Origin of the sequence: Burkholderia sp. BCC1972 (assembly GCF_905339605.1) — a bacterium.
Taxonomy (GTDB): domain Bacteria; phylum Pseudomonadota; class Gammaproteobacteria; order Burkholderiales; family Burkholderiaceae; genus Burkholderia.
The window spans coordinates 65107-81052 of the sequence record NZ_CAJPGH010000021.1; the positions used below are offsets into that span (position 1 = coordinate 65107).

The window sequence follows — 15946 nt, forward strand, 5'->3', positions numbered from 1 at the left end:
TTAATCCCGAATTACGGGATTTGTCAAACAACTCGTCTCGCTTTCGCATCCGCCATGAAGCTCACGTTTACCTTCGTAATCGCAGAAATTTCCGAATCGACGAGACGAACGCCTGTCTCTATCTTTGCCACAACAGAATTGATTTCCCATCATTCGGAATTTAATGAAATCGACACATCCCGTTGACCAGGCCCGCGTCTCCTGCCGTTTCGCTTCGGATGCCAAATCTCAAAATTACGATTGCAAATGCCTCTCATTTGCATTAAATTGCCGCGCAAATGTACTGTTTGGAACACAGATGCCGGCGCCAGGCCGCCCGCCGTGCCCGAACGCGAATCACACAAAAAGGAGGGGTATGAGCAGGAGGAACTGGGCGGCCGCACCGATGGCCATCGTCGTCGGCACGGCCGGCATGGGCGCCGCCGACGCGCAGGAAGCGGCGCTGCCCACCATCGAAATCTCCGCGCAACGCGCGACGGCGCCGTTTCGCACACGCGAATCCACGAGCGCGACGCGCAGCGAAGCGGACGTGATGGAGATTCCGTTCGCGGTCAGCAGCGTCGATACGAAGCTGATCCAGACCGTGGCCGCGACGCGCGGCGACGATCTTTACGACTGGGTCGCGGGCGTCTCGCGCCAGAACAACTTCGGCGGCCTGTGGGACAACTACGCGGTGCGCGGCTTCGCCGGCGACGGCAACACGTCCGGCACCGACTACCTGGTCAACGGCTTTTCGTGGAATCGCGGCATGAGCGTGCCGCGCGACACCGTCAACCTCGAGCGCATGGAAGTGCTCAAGGGGCCGGCGTCCGCACTGTACGGCCGCGGCGATCCGGGCGGGATCATCAGCTATACGACGAAGCAGCCGCAATTCGCACGCGCGAACACGATCGGCGTGTCGGCCGGCAGCTACGGCGCGTTGCGCCAGACCCTCGATTCGACCGGTCCCGTCACGAAATCGCTGGCGTACCGCTTCGTCGCGATGAACGAGAACAACGGCAGCTTTCGCGACACGGTGTCGAGCAAACGCTACCTGTTCTCGCCGTCGTTCACCTGGGACATCGGCGCGGACACGACGCTCCACTACGAGTTCGAGAGCGCGCGTCAGAGCGCACCGCTCGATCGCGGCGTGCTCGCGGTCAACGGCCAGCTCGGCATGATCCCCGCGTCGCGCTTCCTCGGCGAGCCGCGCGACGGCGACTACGACGTGCGCAACACGGGCCACCAGTTCACGCTCGAGCATCGCATCGATTCAAGCTGGTCGATCAACGCCGGCGTCGCGCAGCGCAACACCGACCTGTCGGGGCGCTCGTCCGAGGCATTCTCATTGCAGCCGGACGGCCGCACGCTGTGGCGCCGCTACCGGCAAGTCGCATTTCACTCGAACGACCTGCAAGGCCGCCTCGAGACGACCGGCACGTTCCGCACGGGCGGCATCGGCCATACGCTCGTGATGGGCGTCGATGCGTATCGCTTCAACTACGACCAGTTCGTCACGCGCTCCACGCCGACCGCCGCGGCGCCGTATGCGATCGACATCTTCGATCCGGTCTACGGCCAGCCCGCGCCGACGCCGCGCACCGCGACCAACCTGCTCGAACGCGACGACGGTCAGGGCGTCTACGCGCAGGACACGCTCGCGTTCGGGCCGCACTGGAAAATCCTGGCCGGGCTGCGCTGGGATCGCTTCCACCAGTCGATCGACAACCGCCTGAAGGGCGTGACGACCAGCCAGTTGCAGACCGCGGTGAGCCCGCGCATCGGCGTCGTGTATGAAATGAGCCCCGCGTTGTCGCTGTATGCGAACACCGCGTACTCGTTCCGGCCGAACAACGGCGCCGACATCAACGGCAACGCGTTCGATCCCGAGAAGGGCCACGGCTACGAAGCAGGCGCGAAATGGGCCGGCGCGCGCTGGCTCACGACCGTCTCGGCGTTCTACGTCACCAAGCGCAACGTACTGACCGCCGATCCGGCGAATGCGGGCTTCTCGCGCGCGGCCGGCGAAGTACGCAGCCGCGGCGTCGAATTCGAATGGAGCGGCGACCTCGGCCACGGCCTGCGCGGCATCGCCAACTTCGCGTACGTCGACGCCGAGGTCACGCGCGATTCCGTGCTGGCGTCCGGCTCACGCCTCGTCGACGTCCCGCGGTTGAGCGGCAGTGCGCTGCTGATGTACGAGACGACCCTGCCGTTCGCGGACAAGGCCGGCGCCGGTGCCGGCGTGATCTATGTCGGGCGCCGGGCCGGCAACACGGCCAACACGCAGGACGGCTTCGAGCTGCCGGCCTACGCGACCGTGCAGCTCAACGGCTATCTTCAGGTCAACAAGCACCTGCGTGCTTCGGTTGTCCTGAACAACCTGTTCAATCGCACCACCTACGTCAGCTCGTACAACAGCCTGTGGGTCACGCCGGGCGCGCCGCGCAGCCTGTTCGCGTCGCTCGCCTACTCGTTCTAGGGCGGCCGGGGCGGCTGACCGGCTTCGCGCGTCAGCCGCCGACCACGAACCGCGCGGCCAGTGCGAGCAGCAGCGCCGGCAGCATCACGCACGCACCGACCGCGAGGAATTCGCCGAAACCGATCTTCAACCCTTCGCGCCGGATCGCCGCAAGCCACAGAATCGTCGCGAGCGACCCGGTAACGGACAGGTTCGGGCCGAGATCGACGCCGATCAGCATCGCGTCGATCACCGCTTGCGGGCTGTGCGCGGCATCGATCGTCGAGCTCGCGATCAGTCCGGCCGGCAGGTTGTTGATCAGGTTCGACGCCAGCGCGACCGCGACGCCTGCTGCGGCCGCGGCAGCTTGTTCGCCGCCTTGCGTCAACTCGCGCAACAGCCCCGCCAGTACGCGCACCGCGCCGGTCCGGTCGAGCGTCTCGACGACGACGAACAACCCCGCGACGAGCGGCAGCACGCTCCATGAAATCGCACGAACGATCGGCACGCATGCCGCACGATCCCGCATCAGCACGCAAGCGAGCGTGACGACACCCGCCAGCGCGGTGGGCAACCCGAGCGGGCGATCCAGGACCGACACCACCGTCAGTGCGACGGCCGTTGCCGCGATCCCCGCCAGCGCGATGCGTCCGCCGTTCGTCAGCGGCTGCACCGTCAGCCCGGATTCGCAATGGCCGGCAAGCGCACGTCGCTGCACGATCCGCAGCATGACGAACGTGCACGCGATCGACACGACGGACGGCACCGCGAAATGCGCGAGCCATACGCCGAGCGACGGCATGCGTGCGCCATACAGCACCAGGTTCGCCGGATTCGAAATCGGCAGCACGAAGCTCGCGGCATTGGCGACGAATGCGCAGCTGTACAGCAGCGGCATCGGGTCGGCCTTCGCGCGGCGCGCGGCCGCGAAGACGGCAGGCGTCAGCACGACGGCGGTCGCATCGTTCGACAGGAACACCGTGGTGCCGATGCCGACCAGGTAAACCAGCGCGAACAACCGCCGGGCCGAACCATGCGCGAGATTGACGACGTGCGTCGCGACCCAGTCGAACAGCCCCTCGCGACGGGCCACCTCGGACAGCAGCATCATGCCCGTCAGGAACAGGTACACGTCGCCGCCTTTCGCGACGGCGCCCAGCGCCTGTGCGACGGGTAACAGGTTCAACACGACGAGCAGCAGCGCACCGCTCACGGCCCACGTGGCCTCGGGCCAACCGAAGGGGCGCGTGATGACGCCCGTGGTGGCGAGCGCGGAAATCAGCCAGGCAAGCGAAACAGGATTCATGAGCAAGTCGACAGAGGCATGAGAATCGGAACGGCTTTCAAGAGGACGTCGCCGACAGGTCGGCCGGCTTGCCGCACACGCTGCTCAGCGCGCGTGCATGACCGAGCCACAGCGCGAGCGAGCCGGTCGACACGGCACCGAGTACGACGAACGCGGCCGGATAGCCGAAGTGCCGGGCGAGCACGCCGCCCAGCACGGGACTGAGCGCCGCGCCGATCCCCTGTGCGGTCGCGACGGCACCCTGCCCGGCATTCACGCGGCCGGAGCCATGCAGCAGGCGAACGACGAGCGCGGGCACGACGACGCTTTGCAGGCCGGCGCCGATGCCGTCGAGCACCTGCACCGGCCATACGCCCGCTTCGCTCATCCACACCGCGGCGACCGCGCCGCGTACCGGCAGCACGAGGTACGAGAACAGCAACACGCGCCAGTAACCGTGCGCGCGAATCAGCCGGGGCGCGAGCCAGGCCGCCGCGATCATCACGCACTGCGCGATGACGATGGTCTGTGCGGTGAACGCGCTCGCGTTGCTGCGATGCGTGACGACGACGCCCATCCCGTAGAGCGGCAGCATCGCGGCATTGCCGAGATGAAACAGCGCGAGCGATGCGCCGAGCAGAACCAGCAGCCGGTTTTCGGCGAGCGTGCGCAGGCCGCCGACGCGCGACGTCGACGCCGTGTCGAACGCATCGGGATGCGCAGCCTCCGTTCCCGGCGCGGCGCCGGCGGGATCGAGTCCGCGCGCGCACGCATGATCGATCGCCTGCCCGGGAATCGCGAGCGTGCTCGCGATGGCGAGGACCGTAAACGCGCCGACGAGCGCGAACACCGCGTCGAATCCGACATGCCAGCCGAGCCATCCCGCCAGCGCCGCACCGGCGACGTTGCCGGCGTGGTTCGCCATCTGATTGCGCGCGAACTGCCGATCGAAACCCTGCCGACGCACGATGCCAAGCGTCACGCCCGCGACGGCCGGCGCGAGCGCCGCGCCGCTGACCGCGGCCAGGATCTGCGATGCCGCCACCGCCGGATAGCTGTGGACGAACATCATCGCCAGCGACGCGAGCGCCGTCGCGACGGTCGCCACGACGATCAGCGCCCGCTTCGCGCGCACCGCATCGACGAGCGCGCCAGCCAGCGGCGTGACAGCCATCGCGGCAAGCCCGGCCAGCGTCATGACCGAGCCGATCGCATCGGCGCCCCAGCCGCGCGACAGCAGGATGACGCCGACGAACGGGCCGAGGCCGGCCTGCACGTCAGCCAGGAAGAAGTTGAGCGATTCGAGCGCGCGCGCCGGTCTCATGGTCGTCGCACGATCATTCGGCATCCGCATCGACGAGCTCGGCAATGTCGGTCACGTCGAGCGTCGCACCGTGCGGCGTAATGACACCGTGCCCCCACGCCTGCACATGGACGCCGGCTTGCAGGTAATCGTGCAACGCTTCCGCCGCATGCGGCGGCAGCCGCAGCGCGACGCCGCTCGTCAGCAGCGCACCCGTCAACTCGCCCTTCGGGCCGTACAGCGCAAACGCGACTTCGCCTCTCATTTCCATGGGCTTTCGACTCGCCCGCGGCGGCTTCGGTGCTGCGTGCGCAGGCCCGTCGTCGACGATGTCGACGCCGTCGCGCCCGGTCAGTTGCACGGCCGCGATCATCGCCGCGCGGCGCAGCCGGGCGCCCCGCACGCGGATGCGGTCGCCGACCGCGACACGGCGCACCAATTCGCGGCCCAGGTGCGGCGGTACGTGAATCTGCAGGTCACCGTTCAGGATGAAGCCGTCGATGTCTCCGTGCGGATTGAGCAGGAATTGCGTGACGCGGCCGCGCGTTTCGGGCAGGCAGGCGGGATCGATCCAATGCATGGCAGGACTCCTTTTGATGGATTGAGGAACAGCGCCGCGCGATCAGCGCGCGACATCGTCATAGAGATTCACGACATGGCCCGGCGCGCCGAACGCCGTCGCCTGCAGCGCTTCGCCGTATGCGTTGCGCGTGCCGTAGCCGACGGCGGCCACGCGCTCGCCGGGTACAAGCAAGTCGCCGAATTGCCGGGCGGCCGGAACGGTCAGCTTGACGACCGCACCGCTGTCGAGCATCACGCCGTCCGGCTCGCCGCGCGGCGCGCGCGTCACGCGGCGCACGACGCCGGACACGCTCAGGCGGGCGAGGTTGACGCCGCGCAGCATCGGAGGCACGGGCGCGACGGGCGCGGGCGGCCGATCGGACAGCGACGCGCCGGTGCCGTCGTTGCGGACCACGCGCGCACGGATTTCATCGTCGCCGCGCCGTTCGCCGGCTACCGTGACGCGCTCGCCCGCTCGCACGAGCGCCGCCAGTTGCGAACCGAGATGCGGCGGCAGACGGACAAGCGTGCCGTCGGTCAGCACGAAGCCGTCGACGGTCCCTTCCGGATTGATCGTCAGCCGCGACAGCGTGCCGGAAACCAGCGCATCCGCTGCGGTGTCGTTGCCGGGGCCGGCAGGCAAACGTGCGCGAGGCCGAGGAGGCGGCGGAGGGGGCGGCATGGCGCCGGCCGGGTCTTCCACATGCGGCGCCGGCGGCACCTGCGCGACGCTGACCGTTGCGACGGCAACGAGCGCGGCAGCGCAGAGCGTGCGATACGACCGGGGAACGGCGGCACGGCACCGCGGCCGCAATCGAACGACAGACAGGTAGCGCTTCATGACGGGCTCCGGCGACGGGTTGCGATGCATCGCTATCCGCAATACCCGTGCCAACCCACGGCGCCCCATGTGGCCAAGGGCCGAACGATGAAACCCGCCAGACATGTCGGATTTCCCGACACGTTGCTTCACCGGATGTCGTCGATCCCGACAGTCGAATCGGCCCTGCTAGTCGTCGCGCTCGATCCCGAGATTCGCCATGCGCGCATAGAGCGACTGGCGGCCGATACCGAGCTGCCTCGCGGCCTCCGCGCGATTGCCGTTCGCGCGTTCGAGCGCATGCAGGATCGCCGCGCGCTCGACTGTCGCCAGCGCGTCGGGCAGCGGCATGTCGAGCAGGTGCGCCGGAACTGCATCGGTGCCCGACTGGCGCGCCGGCACGACGGCCAGGCCGAGATCGGCCGCACTGACGGCCGGCCCGGGAGCGAGCGCGGCCGCGCGCTCCATCACGTTGCGCAGTTCCCGCACGTTGCCCGGCCAGCGGTGATCGAGCAACGCGCGCTGAGCGTCGTTGGTCAGATGCAACGGACGCATGCCTGCCGCGTTCACCAGGAAATGCGCGGCCAGCGGAAGGATGTCGGCCACGCGATCCGCGAGCGGCGGCAGGTGCAGCGGAATGACGTTCAGCCGATAGAAGAGATCCTCGCGGAACGTGCCGTTCGCGACGGCGGCGGCGAGGTCACGGTGTGTCGCGGCCACGACGCGAATGTCGATTGTCGTAGCGCGATCCGCGCCGAGCGGCGTCACCTCGCGCTCCTGCAGCGCCCGCAGCAGCTTGGCCTGCATCGCGGCGGGCATGTCGCCGATCTCGTCGAGAAAGAGCGTCCCGCCGTCGGCCTCGACGAGGCGCCCCGCGCGATCGGCATGCGCGCCGGTGAACGCGCCGCGACGATGCCCGAACAACTCGCTTTCGAGCAGATCGGCCGGGATGGCCGCGCAGTTGACGGCGACGAACGGCCCTGCATGCCGCGCCGATGCCGCATGCAGCACGCGGGCCGCCACCTCCTTGCCCGTGCCCGTCTCGCCGGTCACGAGCACGGTCGCATCGGTCATCGCAGCCCGGCCGACCTGCTTTTGCACGTCGCGCATCGCGGCGCTCACGCCGAGCAGTCGCGGCCGGTCCGCTGAAGGTTCGCCTGCGAAACCGCCGTCCTCCGGCGCGGGCGCGGGCGGCTGATTCGCCGATACGACGCGTTCGAGCAGTTGCGCGATGTCCCGACGCCCGATCGGCTTCGTCAGGTGATCGAATGCGCCGAGCCGCATCGCTTCGATCGTGTTGTCGCTGGTCGCATGGGCCGTCAGCATGACGACCGGAATCGCGGCGAGCGCCGGATCGTCGCGCAGTTGCGCGAGCACGGCCAGCCCGTCCAGATCCGGCAGGCGGAAGTCCAGAAAGATGCATTCGATGCCGCCACCGTCGCGCAGCGCGCTCAGCGCGGCCCGGCCGGATGCGGCCTCGACCACCCGATGACCAAGATCGGCCAGCGTTTCGGCGAGGCCGTCGCGAAATGCCGCGTCGTCGTCGACTACGAGGATGTTTGCCATGGAATTTCAATCACGAATGCGGCGCCCTCGTCGAGGCGCGCCTGCCCGCCGTGCGCCGCCGCCACTTCGCGGACGACGGCAAGACCGAGACCCGTGCCGTCCGCGCGCCCCGTCACGAAAGGCTCGAAAATCCGCTCGCGCTGCGCGGCCGGCACACCGGGGCCGCTGTCCGACACGGCGATGCGCAGCCAGTCGCGCCCGGCGAACGGGCGCCGCTCGGCGGCGAGCGTGACCGCTCCGCCGTCGCCCGCGTGGTGCAACGCGTTGAGCAACAGATTGTCGAGCGCCCGCCGCATCTGGTCGGGATCGAAGGCGGGAAAATCCGACGGCCACGCGAGCCGTTCACCCTGCCCCGCGAGCGACAACGTCAAGTCGATCGCCTGCCGCTGCGCAAGCTCGCGGTGTGCTTCGACGACCTGCGCGAGCCACGCGTCGACGTCGACGCGTGTCGCATGCGGGCGCACCGGCTGCGTCAGCGCGAGCAGGCTCGACAACTGCGCATCGATGCGCTCGATCTGCCCGAGGATCACGCGCAGTGCATCCTGCTGCCGCCGGCCGTCGCCCGCCAGCGCGTTCTCCGCCTTCAGCCGCATCGCGCCCATCGGATTGCGAATCTCGTGCGCGACTTGCGCGGCCAGTTTGCCCAGCATGCCGAAGCGCTCGGCCTGCGCGAGGCGCGTACGGAGCTCGTCGGCCTGCTGTTGCAGTTGATCAGCGCGCCGCGCCCGCTCGTTGAACGCATCGATGACGCGGTCGAGATCGGGTTCGCCGACGTACGGCAGGTGATGCTCGCGAACGTCGGGGCCCAGCCCGCTTTCGATCCGGGCGAGATTGCGCTTCCAGCGGCGCAGCGCCACGGCCAGCGCCGCCGCGATCGCGAGAATCACGGCGAGCACGGCCGCGAGGCCCGTTGCCAGCAATTCCCCGTGCCGGCCCAGCGGCGGGCGCGCACGGGTCAGCATCCAGACGTACAGCCCCGATCCCCCGCGTACCGGACAGGCCGCCGCGATCACGGCGTCCTGCGCGCCTTCGACGACGTTCGCCGTCGCGCCATGCGTCGCGGCCGCGGCACGCAGCGTGCGGAGGATCAGCGGCGTTTCCGCTTCCGGAACATCGTGTTTGACGCCGCTGCCCTGATAAGTGGGAAAGGAATAGGCGAGAAAGCCGCTCGCGGCGGGTGCGGCGGAGGGCATCCAGAACCCGCCCTCCATGTCCGGGGCACGCGAAAGCACGATGTCGAGGATCGCATGCATCAGCTCCGGGGCAGGCCCGTCGGCCGCCGACGCGGCAGAGGCGCCGTAACGCGAAGCGACCGCTTCGCATGCCGACGCGCCGGCCGCCTTGGCGCTGGCCACCTGCTGACTCTCGGCGGAACTCGCCGTGACCCAGACGACCGCGACCAGCGTCGCGCACAGCGCCGCGACGACTGCCCAGAGCATGACGAGTTGGGTGGAAAACGACGGACGCTTCATTGAATCGAGGTGGTAGTCGAGGACGACAGAATAACGTATTGCATCTCACGTGAAGCCGCCGCGACCGCCATGCATCGCGCCGACGGCCTGGCGGGCCGGAACGGCGGCGGCTCGTCCCGGAAAGCCGGGCGAAAGCCTCGGGCGCTAGACTGCACGCGGTCCCGCGTCCAACCCGAAACGTCCTCGTCGAGCACCCCATGCGCACCGTTTCCGTTCGAGCCTTGTTCGCTGTCCTGTTCGCCGTCGGCACGCTCGTCGGCACGGCCTCCGCCAGCCGCGCATGCGACGTGCCCGCCCCCGTGCGGACGATCGATCCGCCCGGCTACTACGACGACCCCGCCGGTTATGCGCGCGACGTGAAGCCGATGCGCGACTTCGTCGCGAAGCTGAACACCGCGGCGGATCACGGCGACTGGTCGTGCGCATTGACGCTGCTCGACACCTGGGCGCAATCGGATGCGTTGATGGGCCATATCTCCGGTTATCAGGGCTACTACGAACGCTCGTGGGCCGGCACCGATTTCGCGATGGTGATCCTGCGCATGCCGCGCGGCTTGCGTGAAGCGAACCGCGCGCCATTCAACGCGATCGATCCGTGGCTCGAACGCATCGCGATCGCGACGCGCAATGCCGAAGCGATCAACCACCTGCACAACAATCTCGTGTACTGGGCAGGGCTTAACCTGATCGCGATCGGCACCGTCACCGACAATGCCAGCCTGATCGACTCCGGCTTGCTGCGGGTACGCGAAGGCATTCGCGACATCCGCCCGGACGGGTCGCTCGAGCGCGAGGTCAAGCGCGGCGACCGCGCACTCCACTATCACACCTTCGCGCTGCTGCCGCTCGTGTTCGCCGCCGAGCTCGTGCAGCGGCGCAACATCGATCTCTATCGCGAAAACGACGGCGCGATCGGCCGCCTCGCGAACCTCGTGATCGATGCGGTGCAGGATCCCGCGAGTTTCAGGAAGATCACGCCAATCAAGCAGGACCTGTTTCCGTGGACGTTCCGCGACGAACTGAGCTGGGTCGAACCGTACGACGCGCGCTTTCACGATCGCCGCCTGCCGGCGATCATCGCGCCGCGCCGCCCGTTCGCCGAATGGCGGCTCGGCGGAGACGTGACAGCGGCGTGGGGCGCGCCGCTGCCATGACGCACGGCGCATGCGGTCAGAAGCGGTGGCGAATGCCGACGATCGCCAGTTCCTGGGTCGCCTTGCCGCCATCGACATACGCGTCCGCGATCACCGCCTGCGCCGGGCCCGCGCCGTTGCTGCCCGACGCGTGCCCGTAGCTCATCGTCGCGTAGAGATCGGTGCGCTTGCTGAGCGCGTAGTCCGCCGCGAGCGTGACCTGCTGGTACGTCGCCGACGAATCGCCGTGCGATTTCAGGTAGTTGTAACCCGTCTCGAACAGCAGCGCCGGCGACGCCTGCCACGCGACGAACACCGAGCCGTTGTTGAAGCGCTCGGCCGCGCCGAACGTCGAATTTCCGTCGCGCAGATACTCCGCGTAGCTGTAATGGCCGCCCAGCGTGAATGCGCCGAGCACGTAGCTCACGCCGGCGCGCGCGATATTCACCGCGCTTGCCGTCGCATAGGCGTTATTGACCGGCGACAGGAAGATCGTATCGGCACTGCTTGCACCGCGCGTCGACAGCACCGCGTTACCGTTGTCCAGATGCGCATAGCCGGCGGCGACGGTCAACGGCCCGGCCGTGTACGACATCGCCGCGTTGTACGCCTGGCCCGAGCCGACCGAACCGGCCACGCCGCCGAACCCGTACATCGCGGCCACCTGCAGGCCGCCCCACGACGGGCTCACCCATTTGACCGCATTGCTGTTGCGGACCGAGCCGTCGGCGTTGTCGACGTCCCCGGGCGCCGTGAAGTACTCGAGAAAATTGTTCCCCTGCACCGGCAACACCAGATCCTGCAACGTATCCTGCTGACGGCCGGCCGTCACCGTGCCGAATCCGCCCGACAGCCCGACGAACGCCTTGCGTCCGAACAGCAGGCCGGCGCTCATCTTGCCGCTGTTCACGTTGAAGCCGTTCTGCAGGTTGAACAGCGCGCTCAGGCCGCCGCCGAGATCCTCCTTGCCTTTCAGCCCCCACTGGCTGACGGACATCTGTCCCGACTGCAGCTTGACCTGGTTGCTGGCGCCGCCCGTGTTATGCGTGTACTGAATCGATTCGTCGATGACGCCGTAAAGCGTGACCGAGCTTTGCGCAAATGCATTGCCGCACATGCCGGCCGCGCATGCGAGTGTGGTCGATGCGATCCATTTCATTGCCGTGCTCTCCTGTCGTTGCGTGGTTGATCCATCTGATTGACGTAATTCCGACATCATTCGGCATTCAATTCGGATAACGAATTGATATGCGTGATATCGATGCCGTTTTATTCCGAGGCTCACCGACTACGTGAATCGCCGGCGCCCCCTTTGAGCCCTACCTCACTGTGCGAGCGCGATGCCTGAACAGGCAGATCAGCTCGCTCGCCACGTGCGCGGCAGCAAGCGCGGTGATGTCCGCATGATCGTAGGCAGGCGCGACCTCGACCACATCCGCGCCGACCAGGTCGACCGACGTGAGCCCGCGGATGATCGACAGCGCCTGCGCGCTCGACAGGCCGCCCGGCACAGGCGTACCGGTGCCCGGTGCGAACGCCGGATCCAGCCCGTCGACGTCGAATGTGAAATAGGTCGGCCGCGCGCCGACGATCTCGACGATGCGTGCAATAGCCGCGTTCACGCCGTGCTCATGCACCCACGGCGCATCGAGCACCGGCACGCCCATGAAATCGTCGTTCCATGTGCGAATGCCGATCTGCACCGAGTAGGCGGGATCGATCAGCCCGTCCTTGATCGCCTTGTAGAACATCGACCCGTGATTGAGGCTGTCCGGCTGATCGTCGGGCCAGGTGTCGCAGTGCGCATCGAAATGGATCAGCGAAAGCGGCCTGCCGTACTTCTCCGCGTGGGCCACGAGCAGCGGGTAGCTGATGTAGTGATCGCCGCCGAGTGTCAGCATCCTTGCACCGGCATCGAGTACCGTGCGCGCATGCGCGATGATCGCCTCCTTGACGGTCGACGGGTTGTGCACGTCGAGCCAGCAGTCGCCGTAGTCGATCACCGCATAGTCGTTGAAGGGATTGATCCCCCACGGATACGGCAGCAGGACGCCGAGCTGGCTGCTCGCCGCGCGAATCGCGCGCGGGCCGAGCCGCGCGCCCGGACGGTTGGTGGTCGCGATATCGAGCGGCACACCGGTCACGGCGAGATCGACGCCGGCCAGCTCCTTCGTATACAGGCGCCGCATGAACGACACCACGCCCGCGTAGGTGTTCTCCTTCGACGAACCATATGGCGATTCGCGGCGGATCGCGCCGTCTCCGCGCACGACTGACTGCTTCTGCATGATGCGTCACCCCCCATTTTCGTGTGCCGACGATGCGGGCGCCCGTGTCAGATGCCCAGCGCGCAACCGTCCTTGCGATGGTCGGACGCGCCGATCAGCGTGCCGGCCTCCCAGTCGATCCGGATCGCCTGCGCGCCGCCGATCGCCCAGTTCGGCGCCACGAGATTGAAGCCGCGCCGCGCGAGCGCTTCGCGCGTCGCCGCGGGCATCGTGCATTCGACCTCCACCTGATCGGTGCCCGGCCGCGGAAAGATGCGCGGCAGGTCGATCGCCGTCTGCAAGTCCAGGTCGTAGTCGAGCACCTTCGACAGGAAGTGCGCATGCCCCATCGCCTGATAGTGACCGCCCATCACGCCGAACGTGATCTGCACCTTGCCGTCGCGCGTCACCATGCCCGGAATGATCGTGTGCATCGGCCTGGCGTGCGGCGCGATCGCATTCGGGTGGCCCGCTTCCAGCGTGAAACTCTGGCCGCGGTTGTGCAGCATCACGCCCGTTTGCGCGGACATGATGCCGCTGCCGAACGGATGAAACAGCGAGTTGATGAAGCTCGCGCAGTTGCGATCCTTGTCGACCACGCAGATATAGACCGTATCCTTGTGCTCCACCGGCGCCGCAACCGGCGCGCCGAGGGCGTGCAGCGCCGCGATGCGCTTGCGCAGCGACTCGACGGACGCATCCGACAACAGCGTATCCACGTCCATCGGCCGATAGCGCGGATCCGCCAGCAGCACGTCGCGCAGCGCATACGCGACGCGCGCGGCGTCGATCTCCCGGTGCAGGCGCTCGGCGCCGAGCGGATCGTCGTTCGCGTCGAATCCCTCGAGCAGCTTCAGCATCAGCAGCGCGACGACGCCCTGCCCGTTCGGCGGGCATTCGTGCACGTCGTAGCCGCGAAAGCGCGCGGTGATCGGCGTCACGTATTCGCCACGGAACGCAGCGAAGTCGTCCATCGTGTGCAGGCCGCCCATGGCGCGCAGGCGGGCCACGATATCCTCCGCGATCACGCCTTCGTAGAACACGCGCGGGCCCGCTTGCGCGATCGTCTCGAGGGTGCGCGCAAGCAGCGGCTGCCGATGCACGCTGCCCGCGCGCGGCGCCTGGCCGGCAACCAGCATCTGCGCGCGGCTCGTCGCGTCCAGCGACAGCAACTGCACCTGGTGCGCCCAGTCCGCCGCCGCGCGTGGCGCGACCGCATAACCGTCGCGGGCGAGCCGGATCGCCGGCGCAAGCAATGCGGAAAGCGGCAGCGAACCATGATCGCGCGCGAGCGTCGCCCACGCGTCGACCGCGCCGGGCACCGTCACCGCGTGCGGCGAGTGGCGGTCGATCGACGTGACGCCGAGCGCGCTCAGCCGCTCGACGCTGGCGGCGGCCGGCGCCCAGCCTGACCCGTTGAAGCCGACGATGTCGTCGCCGCCGCCGCGGGAATAGAGCGCGAAGCAGTCGCCGCCGATGCCGGTCGAGCCGGGTTCGACGACGCATTGCACCGCGCACGCGGCAATGGCCGCATCCATCGCGTTGCCGCCTGATTCCAGGATCCTGACGGCAGCCAGCGTCGATGCGGGATGCGACGTCGCGGCCATCGCTTCGGTCGACATCACGAGCGAGCGGCCCGGTTGTTCGAAATTCCTCATGGTGTTCTCCCGATTCAGCGTGCGGCCAGCGACCGGCGCCACGCGAGCGTGTCGTCGAGCGCCTGTTTCGACGCATCGAACAACTGATCGATTTCGTCGTGCGTGATGATCAGCGGTGGGCAAAAATTGAACGTATCGCCGAGCGCCCGCGTGATCACGCCGTACGTCAGCGCCCGCTCTCCGGCATGGATCGCCACGCCTTCGGACGGCGCGAACGGCGCTTTCGTCGCCTTGTCGGCGACCAGTTCGACGGCCGCGAGCAGCCCGGACCCGCGTGCCTCGCCCACGAGCGGATGCGCGGCGAGATCGGCCACGCGCTGCTGGAAGTGCGGGATCACGCTGCGCACATGGTCGAGCACGCCGTCTTCGTCGTAGATGCGCAGCGTCTCGAGCGCGACGGCCGCGCAAACGGGATGACCGCTGTACGTGAAGCCGTGGCCGAAGGTGCCGATCTTCTCGCTTTCGGCCACGAGCGCGCGATAGATCGCGTCGTTGACCATCAGCGCCGAGATCGGCAGGTAGCCGGCCGACAACTGTTTGGCGACGACGATCATGTCGGGTTGCATGCCGAAGGTTTCCGAGCCGAACATGTTGCCGGTGCGACCGAACCCGCAGATCACCTCGTCGGCCACGAGCAGGATGTCGTACCGCTTCAGCACGCGCTGGATCTTTTCCATGTAGGTGGCCGGCGGGACGATCACGCCGCCCGACGCCATGACCGGCTCGGCAAAGAACGCGGCGATCGTGTCGGGCCCTTCACGAAGGATCAGTTGCTCGAGCGAATCGGCGCAGCGCGTCGCGAACTGCTCCTCCGATTCGCCGGGCAACCCGTGACGATAGTAGTGCGGGCAGTCCGTATGCAGGACGCGATCGATCGGCAGGTCGAAATCGCGATGGTTGTTCGGCAGGCCGGTCAGGCTCGCGGAGGCGATCGTCACGCCGTGGTACGCCCGTGTGCGCGCGATGATCTTTTTCTTCAGCGGCCGCCCGAGCGCGTTGTTGTAATACCAGATCAGCTTCACCGCGGTGTCGTTCGCTTCCGAACCCGAGTTCGCGAAAAACACCTTCGACATCGGCACCGGCGCCATCGAGATCAGTTTCTCGGCCAGCAGGATAGACGGTTCGGACGACTTATGACCGAACGCGTGATAAAACGGCAGCTTTCGCATCTGCCGGTCAGCCGCGTCGGCCAGCCGCGGTTCGCTGAACCCCAGCGACGCGCAGAACAGGCCGCTCAGCGCTTCGATGTAGCGATTTCCTTCCGTGTCGTACACGTAGACGCCCTCGCCGCGCTCGATCACCATCGGCCCGACGTCGCGGTGGCGGCTCAGGTTCGTATACGGATGAAGGACGTGATCGATGTCGTTCTGCTTCAGCGTGTGCATGAGTACCTTCCTGGTTGAGTCTCTTCCATGGTCGTGTCTTCCGTGTGCGGAACCAG

General features: G+C 67.6%; 12 protein-coding genes. 2 read left to right on the top strand and 10 right to left on the bottom strand.

Translation table 11 applies throughout. From position 1 onward, the window contains the following. Nucleotides 1-355 precede the first annotated feature (355 nt). Nucleotides 356-2461, top strand: coding sequence for a TonB-dependent receptor (locus U5798_RS26170; protein WP_322083681.1), 2106 nt, complete (start codon nucleotides 356-358; stop codon nucleotides 2459-2461). 31 nt (nucleotides 2462-2492) lie between these two features. Here the strand turns inward: U5798_RS26170 and U5798_RS26175 are convergent, their stop codons facing one another. The 6 genes from U5798_RS26175 to U5798_RS26200 all read right to left on the bottom strand — a co-directional run bounded on the left by U5798_RS26175 (nucleotide 2493) and on the right by U5798_RS26200 (nucleotide 9447). After that, complete coding sequence (locus U5798_RS26175) at nucleotides 2493-3746, bottom strand: arsenic transporter (RefSeq protein WP_322083682.1); 1254 nt, start codon at nucleotides 3744-3746, stop codon at nucleotides 2493-2495. 37 nt (nucleotides 3747-3783) lie between these two features. Next, on the bottom strand, nucleotides 3784-5049 hold the full coding sequence (locus tag U5798_RS26180) for an MFS transporter (RefSeq protein WP_322083683.1): 1266 nt from the start codon (nucleotides 5047-5049) through the stop codon (nucleotides 3784-3786). Between the two features lie 13 nt (nucleotides 5050-5062). Then, nucleotides 5063-5608, bottom strand: a complete 546-nt coding sequence (locus U5798_RS26185; protein ID WP_322083684.1) for a hypothetical protein — start codon at nucleotides 5606-5608, stop codon at nucleotides 5063-5065. Nucleotides 5609-5650: 42 nt separating this feature from the next. Beyond that, nucleotides 5651-6232 (bottom strand): hypothetical protein, encoded by a 582-nt coding sequence (locus U5798_RS26190; protein ID WP_322083685.1) that lies wholly within the window; start codon nucleotides 6230-6232, stop codon nucleotides 5651-5653. Nucleotides 6233-6598: 366 nt separating this feature from the next. Next, on the bottom strand, nucleotides 6599-7975 hold the full coding sequence (locus U5798_RS26195; protein WP_322083686.1) for a sigma-54 dependent transcriptional regulator: 1377 nt from the start codon (nucleotides 7973-7975) through the stop codon (nucleotides 6599-6601). Continuing rightward, nucleotides 7957-9447 (bottom strand): HAMP domain-containing sensor histidine kinase, encoded by a 1491-nt coding sequence (locus tag U5798_RS26200; protein WP_322083687.1) that lies wholly within the window; start codon nucleotides 9445-9447, stop codon nucleotides 7957-7959. The genes U5798_RS26195 and U5798_RS26200 overlap by 19 nt, the downstream gene beginning before the upstream one ends. Nucleotides 9448-9644: 197 nt before the next feature. Here U5798_RS26200 and U5798_RS26205 point away from each other — a divergent pair, with 197 nt between their 5' ends. After that, nucleotides 9645-10601, top strand: a complete 957-nt coding sequence (locus U5798_RS26205; RefSeq protein ID WP_322083688.1) for a mannuronate-specific alginate lyase — start codon at nucleotides 9645-9647, stop codon at nucleotides 10599-10601. A 16-nt stretch (nucleotides 10602-10617) separates the two neighbouring features. On the opposite strand, the gene U5798_RS26210 is transcribed toward U5798_RS26205, so the two are convergent. The 4 genes from U5798_RS26210 to U5798_RS26225 form a co-directional block, all read right to left on the bottom strand. Further along, nucleotides 10618-11739, bottom strand: coding sequence for a porin (locus tag U5798_RS26210; protein WP_322083689.1), 1122 nt, complete (start codon nucleotides 11737-11739; stop codon nucleotides 10618-10620). 160 nt (nucleotides 11740-11899) lie between these two features. Next, complete coding sequence (gene speB / locus U5798_RS26215) at nucleotides 11900-12868, bottom strand: agmatinase (protein WP_322083690.1); 969 nt, start codon at nucleotides 12866-12868, stop codon at nucleotides 11900-11902. A gap of 47 nt (nucleotides 12869-12915) precedes the next feature. Further along, a complete protein-coding gene (locus U5798_RS26220; protein WP_322083691.1) occupies nucleotides 12916-14505 on the bottom strand; it encodes a gamma-glutamyltransferase family protein in 1590 nt (529 codons plus the stop codon). Nucleotides 14506-14519: 14 nt separating this feature from the next. Then, entirely contained in the window at nucleotides 14520-15890 is a 1371-nt protein-coding gene (locus U5798_RS26225) for an aspartate aminotransferase family protein (RefSeq protein ID WP_322083692.1), read from the bottom strand. Nucleotides 15891-15946 lie beyond the last annotated feature (56 nt).